The sequence below is a fragment of the Microvirga massiliensis genome (genome assembly GCF_001006805.1).
In the GTDB taxonomy this organism is placed as follows: domain Bacteria; phylum Pseudomonadota; class Alphaproteobacteria; order Rhizobiales; family Beijerinckiaceae; genus Microvirga; species Microvirga massiliensis.
The window spans coordinates 116013-133839 of the sequence record NZ_LN811367.1 but is presented as its reverse complement, the minus strand read 5'-3'; the positions used below and the strand labels follow the sequence as shown (position 1 = coordinate 133839).

Sequence of the window (17827 nt, the reverse complement as noted above, 5' to 3'; positions counted from 1 at the left end):
TGCGCGAATACGTGCTGTTCTCCTCACCGGAGATGGCTCGGATCGTATTCGGATATGGCTGGGCCTGGACCCTACGTGGTGAAGCTCCTGCAGCTGGGGGCGCGCCGACGAGCGTGGTATCTCTCGCTTTTTCCGCCACAGTCGCAGTTGTACGCGGATCGCTCGAGCACCCCTCCAAGCACAGACAGGCCGCTGCTGCGAGGGCCACATAGACGCAACGAAACATGACAGTGCCCCAGCGATTCCCAGCCCTGTCGCAGTTTCACGTCACTCTGGTCTGCGTCTGCGGCACCCGTCTACCATGATGAGCCGATCGTCCGAGCTTTCCTCGCGAAATGGTTAATCCGCCGGGCCGGTGTCTTCTGCTTCCGCGCATGGCTGTGGCGAGTTCCTTGCTATCGGGTGACCCCGCCGCGTCGCAAGCAACCCGGAAGGATTAGACCGCAACGATCACCCGAGTGGGTGATGTCGCATCCCGACGTGTCAAAGAGCAGGCGGTTTCAACAACTGCCGGGCTAGCGCCGAGGGGTCGCGCCGATTGTTCATGCGCGGCCATGCTTCGCCCGACTTGGCATCTACCTTTGCCGCGCGAAAGACGGGATGTTGGGCGACCGGCGCCGACCGGCGCACGCACCGTGGAGACACACGATGGACCCGGACGAGAGGAATGGCAGCGATGCGGCAGGCGACCAGGAAGATCTCGAGGAGAACGACGAGGTCGTCGAGGACATTGAGGCCGATCGCGACGATGACGCCGGTTCCGAAGATGATGCCGAAGACGCACGCGACCTCGATATAGATTCGAATCAGGATTCCGGAACTAGCGACGATGTAGATCTTGGAGTGACGGTCATCGGGCCGCGTCCTGCGAGTGTCGAGCTCGACACCGAGATCGATCAGAACGGCGAATTGGATCAGAATGCCGACATCACGGCAGAGACCGGCGATTCAAGGGATCGGGACATCGAAATCGACGGCCAGCAAAGGCCCGAGGTCGACCAGAGGATCGACGTAGACGTGGAGGTCGGCGAAGGCGACAACGGGAACATCGTCGTCGAGGTTGACGCCGAGGTGGAGGACGACGTCGAAATAGAGAGCGACCTCGACATCGACGTCGATGACGATGATGAAGACAGTCTCGATACCGAGTTCGACCAGGACAGTGAAATTGACGAGAATTCCGACGTCGATGTGGAAATTCGCGATGACCTCGATGCCGATGTTGGTGTCGATATCGACTCTCTCGTTGCTGCCGCGGTGAGAGGCGCCGTCGATCGCGAGGAAGATGACGAAGGAACCGAGCTCTATGTAGACCTCGATGAGGAGGCAGGGATCGGTGCGGAGGTCGACGTCATTGTCGTCGTGAGCGACGTCGACGCCTAAGCCACCACCATTATGTCACGCGAAACGAGCCGGGGATCCCCGGCTTTTCTTATGCCGTCTGGACGGACACTTATTGGGGCGACGAGCCACGGCGCGTGACGCCATCAGCCATTGCAAGCCGGAGGCGAAGCAATCCGGAGGCAGGCCCGCGAACCTGGATTGCTGCGCTGCGCTCGCAATGGCAGTGAGCGCGGCTACACCCGGTATGGCGATGAAGTGATCATCGACCGACTGAACGCCAGTGTCACTTGAGCAATCAGGACTGCAATCTTGCATCACCCGATGGAGTTCATCTGTTTTGGTTGATCGTCGCCACTCCGGATGAGGCAGACCGCGTGAGAAATGGCCCGTTGGGCCAAATTCGAATTGGCAGCTATTCCAGGAACCTAAAGCGAGGAACGCTCAGCACATCGGCAGGACGCCGGAGGATCCATCCTGGATCGTCCAAGCCGTCGATCCGCTTCGGGCGCGCGCTCGCCGGGGCGGCCTTCCACGCAGGGAGTGTGCATCATGGCTGATTTTGACTACAACGATTTCGACATCGACGTTGATGCTGATATCGACCAGGATATCGATCAGGAGCAGGACCAAGACGTCGATGTCGATGCCGACCAGGACTCTGATGTCGAAACTGATCAGGACAACGACAACGACGCCGACCAGGACAACGATAACGAGAACGACCAAAACAACGATTCCGATCAGGATAACGACAACGGCACGGATCAGGATGCTGACGCTGATGCCGATGGCGGCAGTGGCGGCAAGTGGGGTGACGGTGGCGATGCCGACGCTGACGCGAACAACGATAACGACACCGATCAAGATAACGACTCCGACCAGGATAACGAGAATTATACCGATCAGTATAATGACAATGCCACCGATCAGGACAACGACAGCGATACCGATGTCGACCAGGATCAGGATGTCGACGTCGATGTGGATCAGGAACAGGATGCCGATCAGGATGCCGACATAGACGTCGACTTCCATTTTGGTTGATCGCCATCGCTGAAGTAAGGCACCCGGACCGAATCCGGGCACCGGGCCGGCGCCGTGCAGCGGCGCCGGCTGTTCAGTGACAGTTGGGAAGCGCCAGCGAACGTGCAGTCGATGTTTGTGAAGCTCCCGTGGAGACAACCCGCCCATGGCTCGTTCCTGGATGAAGGCCCGCGCAAGGACCGATATCGAGCGTGCACTCGATCTCTGCAAAACCTCCCTGCTGCTCGTCTTCGTGCTCAGCTTCTTCGTGAATCTACTGGCCCTGACGGTTCCGCTCTATCTCCTGCAGGTCTACGATCACGTCCTGTCGAGTCGCAGCCTCGATACGCTCGTGATGCTGACGGCTATCGTGATCGTCGCACTGGCAGTTCACGCAACCCTCGAGGCTCTGCGCCGTGCGATGCTCGCTCGAATCGGCATCTGGCTCGATGACCGCCTCCAAGCCTCGGTGCTCGTTGCAGCCGTGCAATCCGCCCTGCGCGGCGATCCGGCCGCGGCGGCGCAGGCCTGGCGCGACCTCGGAGGACTCCGTTCATTCTTCGGCGGCACTGCTTGCACCGCGCTGTTCGATCTCCCTTGGACACCGATCTTTATTCTCGCGATGATGCTGGTGCATCCGCTGCTCGGTACACTCGGCCTCGTGGCATCTGCCATCCTGTCCGGCCTCGCGATGCTCAACGAGATGCTGACGCGCAAACTCTTCACGCGCTCCAGCGCCGCCCTGGTCGAGAGCCAGCACCGGTTCGAATCGCTCCTGCGCAACGTAGAGGCGATCAGTGCCATGGGAATGCTGCCCGGCGTCGCCCGCCTCCTGCACGACAATCAGTCCTACGCCAAGGAAGCCCAGCTTTCCGCTGCAGGGCGCGCTTCCATCATCCAGTCATTGGCCCGCTTCCTGCGGCTTCTGACCCAGGTCGTCGTCATGGCCTGCGCTGCCTGGCTCGTGATCCGGCACGATGTCAGCCCGGCAGCGATCTTTGCGAGCTCGATTCTGCTCGGACGCTCTCTCGGGCCGGTCGAAGGCGCCATCGGCACCTGGAAGGCCGTCACGGGCGTTCGCCTGGGCTATGGCCGTCTCCAGAAGATCATGGCGGCTGCGCCTCAGCCTCGGACATCCATGGAGCTTCCGCGTCCCAATGGGGCGCTCTCGATCGAGCAGGTCACGTTCATGCCGCCCGGCGCGGATACGCCGGCCCTGCGGCGGCTGACCTTCGCAATCGGTCCGGGCGAGATCCTGGGTGTGGTCGGCCCCTCCGGGGCCGGCAAATCGACGCTTGGACGCCTGATCGCCGGCACGATAGCGCCTACCGGAGGGCATGTGCGCCTCGATGGCGCCGACATGACGATCTGGTTGGCCTCCGGCGGCCACCGACATCTGGGCTACCTCCCGCAGGATGTCGAACTCATCGGCGGCACGGTTCGCGAGAATATCGCGCGCTTGCAGGATGTCCGGTCCGACGATGTGATCGCTGCCGCCAATCTGGTCGGGCTGCATGAAATGATCATGCGTCTTCCACGTGGTTACGAGACCGATATCGGCGAGGGCGGGATAAAACTGTCGGGTGGACAGCGGCAGCGGCTCGGCCTGGCACGGGCGTTCTTCGGGCAGCCGCGCCTGGTCGTGCTGGATGAGCCCAATGCCAGCCTAGATTCCGAAGGCGAAGAGGCCTTGCGGCAGGCCATTCAGGAACTACGGGAGCATGGCTCGACGATCGTTCTCATCGTCCAGCGCCTCGGAATCCTGAATCTGGCCGATAAGGTTCTGGTCCTCGACAACGGCATGATGAACGCCTTCGGGAATCGACATGACGTCGCCGAGAAGATCAAAAGCGGGCGCACCGCAATTCCAGTCAAGAATCCGCAGATCATCGCGTCCCGCAGAAGATCGAAGCAAGCCGGCGAGGGCGAATCCTCCAAACCGTCACCACGCGTGGTGGAAGGTGGCGTGAGGATCATCGCTGCTCGACCGAGTACCGGATCATGTGATGGACAGACACTCTCCGAACCATCGACTACGGAGTCGGATGGTCGCGCATCCAAAAAGAGGTCCCGCAAGGTCGCGTCATGACAGCCTCGAAATACAGTCTCGCTCACGACCTTGCCGTCGTTCTGCCCCCACCCTCGGGCACACCGTTCCGGCGTCTGCGTCTGCTCGCCGTGAGTGCATTCAGCATCGTCGGAGTCTTCGTGATCGGTTTCGGTGTATGGGCGATACGGGCTCCCCTGGAAAGTGCCGCGATCGCGGGTGGAGCCATCGAGGCGGAGTCGAGCCGCAAGACCATCCAGCATCTGGAGGGCGGCATCATCGCGCAGATCCTCGTGAAGGATGGCGACGAGGTGGCCGCCGGGCAGACTCTCGTCCGCCTCGACGACACCAGGGCCCGTGCTGCCGTCCAGGTCCTGCAGGGGCAGCTCTGGGATGCGCAAGTCCGGGAGGCCCGCCTGCTGGCGGAGCGCGACGCGCGCGAGACGATTGCGTTCCCGCTGCCGCTCAGGGAAGCTCTCTCGCAAGATCCTGCCCTGACGGAGATCATGAGCGGCCAGATCAAGATCTTCGATACCCGCCGCAGGCTCCAGGAGTCGCGGATCGAAGTCATTCGGCAACGTAAGGCGCAGACGGAGCGGGAGATCGTCGGGCTGCATTCCCAACTGGAGGCGGCCACGAAGCGTGCAGCGATCATCAAGGAGGAGATCGCCGGCATCGCGCCGCTGGTCAGCAAGGGGCTGCAGACTCGCCCGCGACTCCTGCAGCTCGAGCGCGAGCAAGCGGAGATCGACGGGCGACGCGGCGATACGCTCGCCCAGATCGCGCGAGCGGAGCAGTCCATCGGAGAATCCGAGGCGATGATTCTCAAGCTGGAAAGCGATCTGTATTCCGAAGTTGCCCAGAGTCTGCGCGAGACCCAGGCCCAAATCTTCCAGCTCTTCGAACGCCTTCAGGCTGCAAACGACGTGCTCGCCCGAACTGAAGTTCGCGCCCCAGAGGCCGGTACCATCACGGACCTGCGGATCCACACCCCGCGCGGGGTCGTGGCCGCCGGTGAGCCCCTGATGGACCTCGTTCCGCGCCAGGATCGCCTGATCGTGACCGCCCAGGTGAAGCCGGAGGATATCGACCTGGTGCGTCCCGGGCTCGAGGCCCGCGTCCGGCTCCTGTCCTACAAGCACCGCCGGGTGCCACCCGTCGATGGCGTGCTCACTTATGTCGCCGCCGATCGCATCGTCGACAAGGAGACGCAGCGCGCCTTCTATACCGCTCGCGTTCGGATCGACGCAGCCTCTCTTCGAGAGCTCCCAGAGGTGGAGATCGTGCCGGGAATGCCGGTCGAGATCCTGATCAAGACGGGTGAGTTCACCGTCGCTCATTATGTGCTGCGTCCGATCCTCGACAGCTTCAACAGGGCCTTTCGCGAGGATTGAGGCATGGGTTTCGGAATCTCATGGGTGAGATCCGGCCTTCGCGGGATATGCTTGGCGGCTGCTTTGGCGGCCATGTCTTCGCCGCTGCGAAGCGAGCCCTTCGCGACCGGCAAGTCGGAACGGGACGTGCAGGTCGAAGAAATGACCTGGCACGTCCAAGCCTACAAGCCGGATTGCTATAGGGACGGGCCCCTCGTTGTGGTCTTCCACGGGTCGGATCGCAACCCGCAGCTCGCCCGCGACAATGCCGTGCCTCTGGCGCGGGCGGGTTGTGCACTTCTGGTCGCCCCCCTTTTTGATGAGGATCGATTCCCGCGCTGGTCTTATCAGTTCGGAGGTCTCGGCGACCTCATCCAAGAGAACGGCCGCAAGCGCTTCCGCCTCAAACCGAGAGACGAGCGAACCGGACAGCTGGTGCTAGAGCTGATCGATGCGCTTCGCGCCGAGGAAGGGCGTCCGGCGATGGACTATTCCCTCATCGGCCACTCGGCCGGAGCGCAGTTCCTGGGCCGGTTCGCGGCCTTCTTTCCGAACCGGGCGCGCCGGATCGTGCTGGCCAATCCCGGCAGCTATGTGGTCCCGGCCTGGGACCGCAAATATCCTTACGGCCTCGGGGGCTTGACCATCGTGGATGAGGCCGATCGCGAACGGTATCTGGAATCTTCGATCGTCATCCTGCTGGCCAGTCGCGACATCAAGCGGGAGGGCCTCGACAAGAGCCCAGGCGCGGAGCGTCAGGGCTCGACGCGCTATGAGCGAGGCCACACTGTCTTCGAACTCGGGCAGGCCAGCGCTGCGGCCGAGGGCTGGGATTTCGGGTGGTCGCTTCTGGAGATCTCAGGGCTCGGCCATGGGAGCGGCAAGCTCTATGCGCGCCCGGAAGCCGCCGCCGCTCTGTTCGGACCGTAGAGCGCTGTCGCGTCAGGGTCGAATCGCGACAGCCTTGGTTCCTGGCCCAAGCACGGTCTATCGGAGGACCGGTTCCCCACCTCTCTGAATCCCAAAGTTTGTCCGAGTACGATCGGGCTGGGTGACCGTTCCCCGATTTCGGATCATGCTCTATGCATGGACGGGGTTCTCTGACCGTTGATGCAGATCGGACCTGAAACGCTGAGACAGGATCACGGCCTCGGTGCGGTTGGTTGCATGCAGCTTGCGCATGATGTGTCGGATATGAACCTTGATGGTATTCTGGGACAGGTTAAGGTGGTTGGCGATCCACTTGTTGGAACGCCCTCTTTGCAGTGCCGCCAGGACCTCCGCTTCCCGATTCGTGAAGTTGACCGGAGAGCCGTTGGTCCGAAGCGCCATCGGAGGACCACCATCGTGGTTCGCAGCAATAGGTGAACCCGTCCCTCCGATCGTCAGCGGCACGGACGAGAGTGACGAGATCGGCGAGGAGTCGTGCGCATCGGCATGACCGTTCGCCTCCATCCCATTGTGCAGGGGAACCTGGTTCAGAACCGGACGGGGATAATAGGTCCCGCCGGCTATAACCAAGTGTAGGGCCGCAACGGCAATCCTGAGAGACACCGTGACCGGTATCACGCCTTGAGCGCCTGCGGCGATCGCATCACAGATGGCGGCATCGTCATCCTGGATCGAGATCAGAACGACGGGCGTTTTCGGGAATTGGCGGGTGATGAGCTTAATTTCGCCGGCAAGGGCTTCCCCGACGAGTGGACGGGCTTTCGCGTTGATGAGCACTAGCGAGACGCTCATCCCATCTGGAGGATAGAGATCTTCGATCGACGAGATACCAATCATTGAGGCCTGTGGAAAGGAGCCCCGAAGGGCTTCCATCACGCATTCCTGGGTGAATGGCTCATCGTCGATAAGGATTATGGCGTCGCGGGTTTCCTCTTCTACACGATCTGGCGACATGGAGACCCCCTTGGTCTGTCGAAGCGATCGTGTCCGGCGGAGCGTCGCCTTCTGGCGGTAACAGCAAGTACTTTGCCATGTGTAATGGGATCGACAATAGGGCGCTAAGCCGGACAAAAAAATTTCAAAAATAGATCGGGAAAGCTCCTCCCTTCCTGAGATGCTCCGCTCCCGACAACCGAGCATCGCCCATTATAACGGGGACTAAGCCCCGCCTGTGTCAAGCGTTTAACATAGGATTGGCCGTAACGGAACTGGTCTCAACTCTTCGTCGACGAAAGTGTACCGCTCGCGGGCAAGAGTCATCCGAGTAGGATCCCGGAAGCGCAAATCGACCTCCCGAAAGATCATGATCACAGAGTGACTTGGGAGCGGAATTTTCTTTCCCATGTAATCCCGCTTTAGTGCATCGAGTGGCCAAAGTCGCGATTGCGAAAACTGTTGATAGCCGTGCGAGCGAACGAAGAATTCGAGCCGCCCCTGATGGACAGCCGGGAGCTGTCGCCCGTGTGTCCGACGAGGCGGATCAAGCCAAGCGCAATACGGGCGCGAGGATCATTGGAAAGTCGAGGTAAGTGCCCACTCTCTAAGTGAGCCGGCAAATGGGGCGGTCCTTTCGACACCGTCGCTTCCCCAGCCCTTGTCCCTGTCCGGGTCGTTTGGTTTCACGGCCGCTTCGACTGGCCATGTCCGCAACAGCGTCTATGTCCTATGCCAGGGCGAAGTCGATGCGCACGAGAGTTTCCTGGTCGACGAACGCCGTTTGGATGGCCTCGATGTCCATGTCGATCTCTCCATCGTGGTCCACGATGTCCACGACGGCATCCTGATCGGTATCGGCCTCCTGCAGTATATTGACAGCCACCGTGATGCCGTAGTGCTCCTCCAGCTCGTCCTCGATATCGATGTCGATATCGACATTCTGATCGAGCTCGATGTCCTGGGAAATCGCGACGTTTCCGCCGGGAGGCCCGTCGGTGATGCTCAGGCCGAGTGTCGTGTCCTGTTCCACCTCGACCGAGTCACGCAGAAAGACATCGACGTGGAGCACATCGTCGACATCGAGGATTCTGATATCGATGTCGACGTCCTGGCTGATGCGCGTGTCCTGATCGAGCAGAACGTCGAAGTGCCCGTCACCATCGATGGCGAAGGATATGTCGACATCCTGGTCCATCGTCACGTCCTGGTCGATGTGCAGGCGTGCGCATACCTCTCCAACATAGCCCTGGACGATGATGCTCGCGTCTTGGTCGACCTCGGCGACTTGCGTCACGCCGATGCTGTGAGTGTGGTCGTCCTCTTCGGACGCCGCTCCGGCGTCACCGGGAGTGTATTCGGTCGCCTCCGACGGTTTGCTGGCGGCGCCGGAATCTTCGCCTCCGTGGCCGTTACCTCCGTCATGCCCATCCTGCCCGTCCTCATCATACTGGTGATCTGAGTTGCCGCTCCCGCCGCGATGCGCGACCGCCGGGGGCTTCGGGATCTTGAGGTTCAGAGTCAGCGACGGAGCGGATACCTCTATGTGCTCGGAATCTCCAATGACAGGGTCCGGGGTCTGAGACAGAGTGGAAGCAAAGGCCGGCGCCTTGATCGGAACCGACGCCGATCCGCTATGACCGTCGTTTTCGACAAGGCCCGGATCGGCGGTCAGGCCCGCCACGGACGGTTTTACCGGGATCGAGACTGCGTTTGCCAAGGCAGGACTGCCATCGGGCACCGTCTCGGCCGTGACGATCTCCCCTGGATCGTCCTGGATGAAAGGCAGCAGATCCCGAGTGCCCTTGTCGGCAGGATGCATCAGGCCCCCCATGCTCATAGCCACCTGCCTCTATCATGAGCATGTCGGCCGGGGCTTCCAGAGACCCGTTCCGGTAGGGTGGATTAGCCCGTTCGGGTGGGATTTCGACCGAGCGGCCTTGAGGGCTTACGCTTTGTGGTCGGGCGAAACGCACTTCGTATCGGCCACGCTGTTCATTGGTTGTGGATAACTGTCGACGTCGGCCAAGAGAAAATGCAGTAGCTGGCGCTTCTACGTCCGATCAGGCGAGCCTCAACGCTGACGGTGCTCCGCCGAGCAACAACGCTTGGTCCTGAATCCTCAGAACTCCGGTCTAGCCAGAACACGGCGCACTGTCTCAGGGTCCGGCTTGGTCAGAATCCTAATACGGCGGCCGTCCGGGAGCTCAATCGTCCGCAGATTCATGATCTCCAGTCCATTGGCAAGGACCGCTCCGCCATCGGGGGCCCGTTCCCTGCCTGATTCCCGCGCGAATGCCTGTCGTTTCGCGGCCTGCGCATTGCGGTGCTGATCTTTCGAAGCCCGGGCGCTACGTTTCCGGATTTCAGCCTTCCGGGGCTCATCCTTTGCGGGCGCTTCCTGCTCGTCGCGCGTAGCTGCCGCCTGGTGATCGGGCTCGGATTTTTCCGGAGCGCGGGCCGTCGTCTCAGGGTGGGGCACGGCATGGCTGGTCGCCGGAGCAGGCCTCGGTGGGGGATGCGGAATGGCATTCGTGACAGTGGGATCGAGTTCGGGAGCCGGTGTGAGCGCATCCTTGGCTGCCGGTGGTGCGCCTAAGGTCGAGGGAGGGTCGACCCAGGGGCGGCTCGCCTGTTGGGCGAGAGCCGTCGGAACGCCGGAGAGCAACCCGACGATCGAGGCGAAGCCCAGCATGCGACATGAACTCTTCAGCATCAGATTCTCCCACACCCAGTTCCGAAGAAACGCGTGGGCCATCCCTCCGGGTTCCCGATGGGTTAGGAGACCGAACGTCTCATGCCGTTCAGGCGCAGATCGCCGAACTCATGTCTGCGCTCTCACGCAGCTATTCACGTGTCCATTTCCAATCTGGTCATCGGTATAGCCGCGCTGCAACCTGCTCGGTCGAGATGCTTGAGTACGTATTGTGATCATCTGGGCGAGCCGTTGGTTCGCAATATCAGGAGCGGTGGCATCCGTTCGCATCATGAATGTGTGATGATGGTCACACAGCAGGTGGCGCCACGTGCTATCCGCAGTGCCTCATGCGACCGACTTCCGACGGATTACCCCGACATAATCGAGCGCGTCGGCATGCAGCCGGGCTGCGTCGCGTTCGCCCCGGAACGCACGCTCGATGACGAAACGTGCCAGGTTCTGGCGAGCTGCATGGGGATTGGGAATGCTTTCGTCGAGGGCAGGAAGCGCAGCCTCGAAGGCGTCCGCAGCAATGCGCAGATCGTCCGGATCGAGGGATTGATCGTTATGCGAAAGGATCGAATCGATTCTTCTCATGCGTGATTCTTTAGGAAGGGAGCCGGGCCGAAATTATGGCCAAGCTTTGTGCCTGCTATGCCGTGGGGCACATGCCGGACGGCGGCCGATCACTGCATGTCGATCGAACGTGGCTCAGACAGGGCCGGAATGCATCGAGGCGACGGCGCATTCGGCGTCATTCTCCTGCGGGTCGCACAGGCTTCAAGGCGTGCGTTCGTGAACACTGCTGACATGACATGGCTGCTGCCCGGGTCCGGCAAGGCACTCGACCGTGCCGGCTGCCCGAGCGCCGCTGACCTCGATCTCCCCGTTGCGACTCGTGATCGTGGCCGATTCGATGTGCCCCGAAACGGCACATCCGGGTCCGATCAGCAGGAGCGTCGAAGCAATGACCAGAATCGTCCGATGCACGCGTGATGTCCTCGTATTGCACAGGCCGCTGGCGCGAATCAGGGCGCGATGACGGCCAGCACCGCGTCAGGAATGTGATATGGGCGGGAATTTGGTCCGAAGGAGGAACCAGCGCTTTCATTCTACCTCAATCGATCGCTGTGCGTATTGCGGGCTCATCGCGAACGAACACTGATAACGCGAGCTGCTCACAGGCCCTCGCAGGTTGAAACAGAACCGGAGAGCCGTCTTCACGAGGCTGGAAGCAATGGTGAGATAAAACTTCTGCATCATCCACCCGGCGCGGGCCGAGAATAAGACACCACGTCTCGCACGATCCGCAAGATAGCGGCCACGCTTGCAAGCCTGCCCGGTAGAACGGCCTGTTGCCTCGGGTTCGCGCCCCTCCCGACTTGCGGAGGAATGCTGCGTCGGCTCGCAGACCGGGGCGCATGAAGGCCGTCGGAACCAACATCGTTCCCAAGCGCTTCACTTCCCCGAGAGCGCACCAGCGATCTCACGAGCAGCCACAATCTTCCACCGGTCTGGTGGGGCGCTATTATAGAGCAGGTCCATCTGGGCGGCCCGGTCGCTGAAGTGGTGAGGACCCGTTGTTCAAACGCCTCGTCGTCATTCTCCTGATCGGCGCCGTGGTCGCCGCCGGAGCGTATTTCTTCATGGTCCGCAGGTCCGGCGGACCTGCACCCAGCCAGACCGCCACGGCCCCGGCGAACCGGCCGCCACCGGAAGTCGGCATCATCGTCGCTCAGCCGGCCGAGGTTCCCTTGCCCGTGGAATATGCCGGCCGCGTCGTCGGCTTTCGGGATGTGGAGGTAAGGCCCCAGGTCAGCGGCGTGCTGCTGAAGCGCGAATTCGAAGAGGGCGGAAGGGTCACCCAGAATCAGGTTTTGTTCCGGATCGATCCAGCTCCCTTCGAGGTGGCCCTCAGCCGGGCGGAAGCCCAACTCCTGCAGGCGCAGGCGACGCTGCGGCAGGCCGAGCAGAATTTCGCGCGGATGCAGGAGCTCGCCAGCCGGCAGGTTGCGGCCGAACGGCAGCTCGAGGACGCTACCGCCCAGCGCGATCAGGCGCGCGCCAGCGTCCAGCTCGCCGAGGCGGAAATCAGGAGCGCGAAGCTCAACCTCGAGTACAGCGTCGTCAATTCGCCGGCCGCCGGGGTCACCTCGCTCCAGTCGCCGACGGTCGGTACTCTCGTCCAGGCGCAGCAGACTCTTCTCACCACGATCACGCAGCTCGACCCCGCCTATGTGAATTTCTCGTTCACTGAGGAAGAAGGGCAGGAGTTCCGCAAGCTGAACGAAAAGCGGACGAAGCCGCTTACGGCGCAGGATCTCGTCATCGACCTGCAGATCGGGCTCGGATCCATCTATCCGCATCCGGGCAAGATCGATGCCGCCGGACAGCGCGTCGATCCTCAGACTGGCACCATTCAGGTCCGCGCCATCTTCCCGAACCCCGATGGCGTGCTCCTTCCCGGCCAGTTCGTGCGGGTTCGAATCCGCGGCGTAACGCTCCCGGACGCCATCGTCGTTCCCGAGCCGGCCGTGAGCCAGGGACCTCGGGGACCTTCGGTCTACGTGGTCGGCGAGAACAACACCGCCGAGGTCAGACCGGTCCGCCTCGGCCACGAGGTCGCCGCCGGTTGGGTCATCGAGGACGGCCTGAAAGGTGGAGAGCGGGTCGTCGTCGACGGCGTGATCCGGGTGCGCCCGGGGGCACCCGTCAGGCCCGTGCAGATGGCCGCCGGATCGCAGTCCACGCAGGCTTCGACGCCAGCCGAGGCCAAGCCATTCGGGGCCAACCCATGATCTCGAAGTTCTTCATCGACCGGCCGATCTTCGCCTCGGTTCTGTCCATCGTGATCGTGCTCGCTGGGCTCCTCGCCATGCGAGCCCTGCCCGTCGCGCAATATCCGGAGATCGTCCCGCCCCAGGTCGTCGTGTCGGCCACCTATCCCGGTGCAAGCGCGCAGACCATCGCCGAGACGGTCGCGGCTCCCCTGGAGCAGCAGATCAACGGCGTCGAGGATATGATCTACATGCAATCGACGTCGACCGGCTCGGGAACCATGAGCCTGTCCGTCTACTTCCAGACCGGCACCGACCCCGATCAGGCGAACATCAACGTCAACAACCGCGTCCAGCGCGCAACGATCCTCCTGCCCGAAGAGGTGCGCCGCCAGGGCGTCACGGTGAACAAGCGATCGACCTCAATCCTTCAGGTCTTGACCATGTCGTCGCCTGATCGGCGCTATGACACGATCTACATCTCGAACTACGCCCTCGTGAACGTCATCGACGAGCTCAGGCGCACGCCGGGCGTCGGTGACGCCTCCCTGTTCGGCGCCTCCGACTATTCGATGCGCATCTGGCTGCGGCCCGACAAGGTCGCGCAATACCATCTCACGCCGAGTGACATCGCGGCTGCGATCCGCGAGCAGAATGCTCAATTCGCGGCCGGGCGGTTCGCGGAAGAGCCGATGAGCGGCGAGCAGGCCTTCACGTATTCGGTGACGACGCAGGGACGGTTTGCCGATCCTCGCGAGTTCGAGCAGATCATCCTGCGCTCGGATCCAAATGGCGCGGCGTTGCGGCTCAAGGATGTCGCCCGAGTCGAGCTGGGCTCACTGAACTACGCGACGGTCGCGACGCTCAATGGAGCCCCGACCGTGCCGATCGGCATCTACCTCCAACCGGGGGCGAACGCGCTGGAGGTCGCCTCCGCCGTCAAGACCACGATGGATCGTCTGTCGCAACGGTTTCCCGACGGCATACGCTACGACTCCCCGTATGACACCACCCTCTTCATCCAAGCCTCAATCGACGCAGTGATCCAGACCTTCGTCGAAGCGATCGTTCTTGTGGTGGTCGTCGTCTTCGTATTCCTGCAGAATTTTCGCGCGACGGTCATTCCTGTCCTCGCGGTGCCGGTCTCGATCATCGGCGCCTTCGCGGGCATGTATCTGCTCGGATTCTCGATCAATCTCCTGACCCTGTTCGGTCTCATCCTTGCCATCGGCATCGTGGTCGACGACGCCATCATCGTGCTCGAGAACATTGAGCGCATCATGTCGACCGAGGGCAAGAATGCCCGCGATGCCGCGATCCAGGGAATGGAGGAGGTGAGCGGGCCCGTCATCGCCATCGTGCTCGTGCTGTGTTCCGTGTTCATTCCGGTGTCGTTCCTAGGCGGTCTTGCCGGTGAGCTCTATCGGCAGTTCGCGGTGACGATCGCCGTCTCGGTCGTGATTTCAGGGACGGTCGCGCTGACCTTGACGCCGGCACTCTGTGCCGTGTTCCTCAAGGGGGGCCATGGCGAGCCCTGGCTGCCATTCCGGGTCTTCAATCGCGGCTTCGACTGGCTGGTCCAGCGCTTCACAGGGGGCGTCGCCTTTTTCCTGCGACACGCCGCGATCGCGTTCGCGATCATCGCGGTAATGCTCGGCGCCACCTGGTGGCTATTCCAGCGCGTCCCGGGAGCCCTGGTGCCGGCGGAGGACCAGGGCGTCGTATTTCTCGTGACCACTCTCCCGCCGGCCGCCTCCCTCGATCGCACGATCGACATCACCTCGAAGGTGACTGAGGGCGCGATGCAGAACCCGGCAGTCAGGAGCGTCGTGACGATCGCAGGCTTCGACCTGCTCTCAGGCGCGCAGAAGACGAATGCAGGCATTTCCTTTGTGAGCCTGAAGGACTGGTCGGAGCGCACGGATCCCAGGCTCGATGCGCGCAATCTCGCCCCCGCCTTCGGGGCGCTCAACGCCGGCTTTCGCGACGGTGTCGTCATCGGCTTCAACCCTCCCCCGATCCCGGGGTTGAGCACGACCGGTGGCTTCGAGTTCTACCTTCAGGATCGCTCCGGCGGTAGCCTGGAGAGCCTTGCGCAAGCCGCACAACGCGTGATCGAGGCGGCGCGCCAGCGTCCCGAGCTCGCCGGCGTAGCGACGACTTTCAACACGAACGTGCCGCAGTACCGGGTCGATGTCGATCGCGACAAGGCCAAGGCGCTCGGCGTGCCGATCACGACGATTTTCGACACGATGCAGAGCACGTTCGGAAGCCTCTACGTCAACGATTTCAGCTTGTTCGGGCGGACCTATCGCGTGAGCCTCTCCTCGGAAGCCCAGTTCCGGGAAACGCCCGACGACCTGCAGCACGTCTTCGTGCGATCGACCAACGGCACCATGGTGCAGCTCAACGTCCTGGTCTCGGTGTCCCGCATCGTCGGCCCGGATGTAGTCGATCGCTTCAACGTCTTTCCGGCGGCCAAGATTCAGGGCAACCCCGCTCCCGGGGCCTCTTCCGGTCAGGCCATCGCTGCCATGCAGCAGGTCGTGTCGCAGACGCTCTCTTCCGACTACTCCATCGGCTGGACCGGATCCGCCTATCAGGAACTGCAGAGCGCCGGGACAGGTTACCAGGGGTTCCTGTTCGGGATCGTCATGGTGTTCCTGATCCTCGCCGCGCAATACGAGCGCTGGTCGTTGCCGCTCGCGGTGATCACGGCCGTTCCCTTTGCGGTATTCGGGGCCATTCTCGCCATTTATCTGCGGGGCATCGAGAATGACATCTATTTCCAGGTCGGCATCGTCACCCTGATCGGTCTTGCCGCCAAGAACGCGATCCTCATCGTCGAGGTCGCGGCGGAACGGCACCGCGATGGCACGTCCGTCTACGATGCGGCCGTAGAAGCCGCGAGGCTGCGCTTCCGGCCCATCGTCATGACCTCGCTCGCCTTCATTCTCGGCGTCGTTCCACTGGCGATCGCAACCGGCGCCAGCTCGGCGAGCCGCCACTCGATCGGCACCGGCGTGATCGGCGGCATGCTCTCGGCGACGTTCATGGCCGTGCTGTTCGTGCCGCTGTTCTTCCGGCTCGTGACCCGCGAGCGAAGGAAGCCAACAGAGGCGCGGAGGGTCACGGAGCCCGCATGAGCTTGTTGGAGGAGGCGCTCGAAAGCGAGACCAGAATTACCTCGATCCTGTCCGGACGGAGCAGAAGCACCACTGTCGATGTAAGTCCATCAAGAGTTCGTGTGGCGTCGCCGCCGGAGAAACCGGCCGCATTTCAATGCGTTGACCATCGATGCTGAGAAACGGCGGCATCCTGCTGCCGTCGGGTTCCGGAGGCCATGATGAAGAAACTCGCCCTCGGGAGCATTGGCGCATTTGCAGCCGGTGTCGCGCTCCTGGCCGCTCCGCAGGCCGCGGAGGCGCAATACGTGGGCATCAGCACGCCCTGGGGTTACAGACTGGTCTACTCTGTGCCGCCTCCCCCTCGACATACTGGCTACAATTACGGCGTACCGGCTGCTGGCACGCCGTACTCGCCATTCCCATGGGCCATGGACTACGAGATCCGCTATTACAACGGAATGGCCTGCCGCACCCTGTACGAGCGGGGCGTCGGTCGCATCCCGGTGGCGTGCGTACACTGATCTCCCGCGCGCTTTACCCTCATGCCCCCGCGTGCGTGGGGCCGATCTCCTCGCGAATCTCGGCCAGGATCTCGTAGGAGCGGAGACGCGCGGAGTGGTCGTAGATGGCGGCGGCTACGATGAGCTCGTCGGCGCCGGTCTGGGCGATGAACGCCTCGAGACCTCGCCGAACAGTCTCTCGTGATCCGACGAACGAACAGGCCAGCATGCTCGAGGCCTGCGCTTTCTCGACAGGCGTCCAGTAGGTCTCGATGTCGTCGATCGGCGGCTGGAGCTGGCCGCGGGCGCCGCGGAACAGATTCGTGAATTGCTGCTGGGCCGAAGTAAAGAGATAGCGGGCCTCGTCGTCGGTATCCGCCGCGATCACGTTCACGCCGGGCATCGCGTAGGGCCGCTCCTGCTGCGCAGACGGCTGGAACTTGGCCCGATAGACCTGCAGCGCCTGCATCAGGGCTCCGGGCGCGAAGTGTGACGCGAAGGCATAAGGAAGTCCGAGCGCCGCGGCCAATTGCGCGCCGAACAGGCTCGATCCGAGAATCCAGAGGGGCACGTTGAGGCCCGTGCCGGGGACGGCCTGCACGGCCTGCCCGGGCTGAAGCGGGCCAAGGAGAGCCTGCAATTCCAGAACGTCCTGAGGGAACGTGTCGGCGCTCGTCGGATCGCGCCGCAAGGCGCGAAGCGTGAGCTGATCCGTTCCGGGCGCACGGCCGAGGCCCAGATCGATCCGGCCGGGATATAGCGATTCTAGTGTGCCGAACTGTTCCGCGATGACGAGCGGTGCGTGGTTCGGCAGCATGATCCCGCCAGCGCCAACCCGGATCGTGTGCGTGCCGCCCGCCACGTAGCCGATGACCACCGAGGTCGCAGCGCTGGCGATGCCGACCATGTTGTGGTGTTCCGCCAGCCAGAAGCGGTGATAGCCCCATCTTTCCGCATGCTGCGCCAGGTCGAGGGTGTTTCGCAGCGCGTCGGCGGGAGTGCTTCCCTGTGGGACGGGGGCAAGATCGAGGATCGAAATGGGGAACATGTGCC

The 17827-nt window shown here is 62.5% G+C and carries 14 protein-coding genes; 9 read left to right on the top strand and 5 right to left on the bottom strand.

Annotation, left to right across the window (positions count from 1 at the left end; all coding sequences use genetic code 11):
• Positions 1–648 precede the first annotated feature (648 nt).
• The 5 genes from BN1233_RS37340 to BN1233_RS37320 all read left to right on the top strand — a co-directional run bounded on the left by BN1233_RS37340 (position 649) and on the right by BN1233_RS37320 (position 6717).
• Positions 649–1383: a midas domain-containing protein gene (locus BN1233_RS37340; RefSeq protein WP_046868726.1), complete on the top strand. Its 735-nt coding sequence runs from the start codon at positions 649–651 to the stop codon at positions 1381–1383.
• Between the two features lie 510 nt (positions 1384–1893).
• Complete coding sequence (locus tag BN1233_RS47800; protein WP_147707755.1) at positions 1894–2388, top strand: hypothetical protein; 495 nt, start codon at positions 1894–1896, stop codon at positions 2386–2388.
• A 145-nt stretch (positions 2389–2533) separates the two neighbouring features.
• Entirely contained in the window at positions 2534–4456 is a 1923-nt protein-coding gene (locus BN1233_RS37330; RefSeq protein ID WP_082145880.1) for a type I secretion system permease/ATPase, read from the top strand.
• Positions 4453–5808, top strand: coding sequence for an HlyD family type I secretion periplasmic adaptor subunit (locus BN1233_RS37325; RefSeq protein WP_046868724.1), 1356 nt, complete (start codon positions 4453–4455; stop codon positions 5806–5808). The genes BN1233_RS37330 and BN1233_RS37325 overlap by 4 nt, the downstream gene beginning before the upstream one ends.
• Positions 5809–5880: 72 nt before the next feature.
• On the top strand, positions 5881–6717 hold the full coding sequence (locus BN1233_RS37320) for an alpha/beta hydrolase (protein WP_048709038.1): 837 nt from the start codon (positions 5881–5883) through the stop codon (positions 6715–6717).
• 150 nt (positions 6718–6867) lie between these two features.
• Here the strand turns inward: BN1233_RS37320 and BN1233_RS37315 are convergent, their stop codons facing one another.
• From BN1233_RS37315 to BN1233_RS37300, 4 genes are all read right to left on the bottom strand, one after another.
• The gene (locus tag BN1233_RS37315) at positions 6868–7692 is read right to left on the bottom strand and encodes a helix-turn-helix domain-containing protein (protein WP_244470884.1); all 825 of its coding nucleotides are present in this window, start codon (positions 7690–7692) and stop codon (positions 6868–6870) included.
• Between the two features lie 709 nt (positions 7693–8401).
• On the bottom strand, positions 8402–9505 hold the full coding sequence (locus BN1233_RS37310; RefSeq protein ID WP_147707754.1) for a hypothetical protein: 1104 nt from the start codon (positions 9503–9505) through the stop codon (positions 8402–8404).
• A 288-nt stretch (positions 9506–9793) separates the two neighbouring features.
• Complete coding sequence (locus BN1233_RS37305) at positions 9794–10387, bottom strand: hypothetical protein (protein ID WP_147707753.1); 594 nt, start codon at positions 10385–10387, stop codon at positions 9794–9796.
• 327 nt (positions 10388–10714) lie between these two features.
• Positions 10715–10966: a hypothetical protein gene (locus BN1233_RS37300; protein WP_046868720.1), complete on the bottom strand. Its 252-nt coding sequence runs from the start codon at positions 10964–10966 to the stop codon at positions 10715–10717.
• A gap of 96 nt (positions 10967–11062) precedes the next feature.
• Here BN1233_RS37300 and BN1233_RS37295 point away from each other — a divergent pair, with 96 nt between their 5' ends.
• From BN1233_RS37295 to BN1233_RS37280, 4 genes are all read left to right on the top strand, one after another.
• Positions 11063–11365 (top strand): hypothetical protein, encoded by a 303-nt coding sequence (locus BN1233_RS37295; protein WP_046868719.1) that lies wholly within the window; start codon positions 11063–11065, stop codon positions 11363–11365.
• A 584-nt stretch (positions 11366–11949) separates the two neighbouring features.
• Positions 11950–13167 (top strand): efflux RND transporter periplasmic adaptor subunit, encoded by a 1218-nt coding sequence (locus tag BN1233_RS37290; protein WP_046868718.1) that lies wholly within the window; start codon positions 11950–11952, stop codon positions 13165–13167.
• Positions 13164–16292: an efflux RND transporter permease subunit gene (locus tag BN1233_RS37285; protein ID WP_046868717.1), complete on the top strand. Its 3129-nt coding sequence runs from the start codon at positions 13164–13166 to the stop codon at positions 16290–16292. The genes BN1233_RS37290 and BN1233_RS37285 overlap by 4 nt, the downstream gene beginning before the upstream one ends.
• Before the next feature lie 197 nt (positions 16293–16489).
• A complete protein-coding gene (locus tag BN1233_RS37280; RefSeq protein WP_048709050.1) occupies positions 16490–16795 on the top strand; it encodes a hypothetical protein in 306 nt (101 codons plus the stop codon).
• Positions 16796–16814: 19 nt separating this feature from the next.
• Here the strand turns inward: BN1233_RS37280 and BN1233_RS37275 are convergent, their stop codons facing one another.
• Positions 16815–17822: an LLM class flavin-dependent oxidoreductase gene (locus tag BN1233_RS37275; RefSeq protein ID WP_046868715.1), complete on the bottom strand. Its 1008-nt coding sequence runs from the start codon at positions 17820–17822 to the stop codon at positions 16815–16817.
• Positions 17823–17827 lie beyond the last annotated feature (5 nt).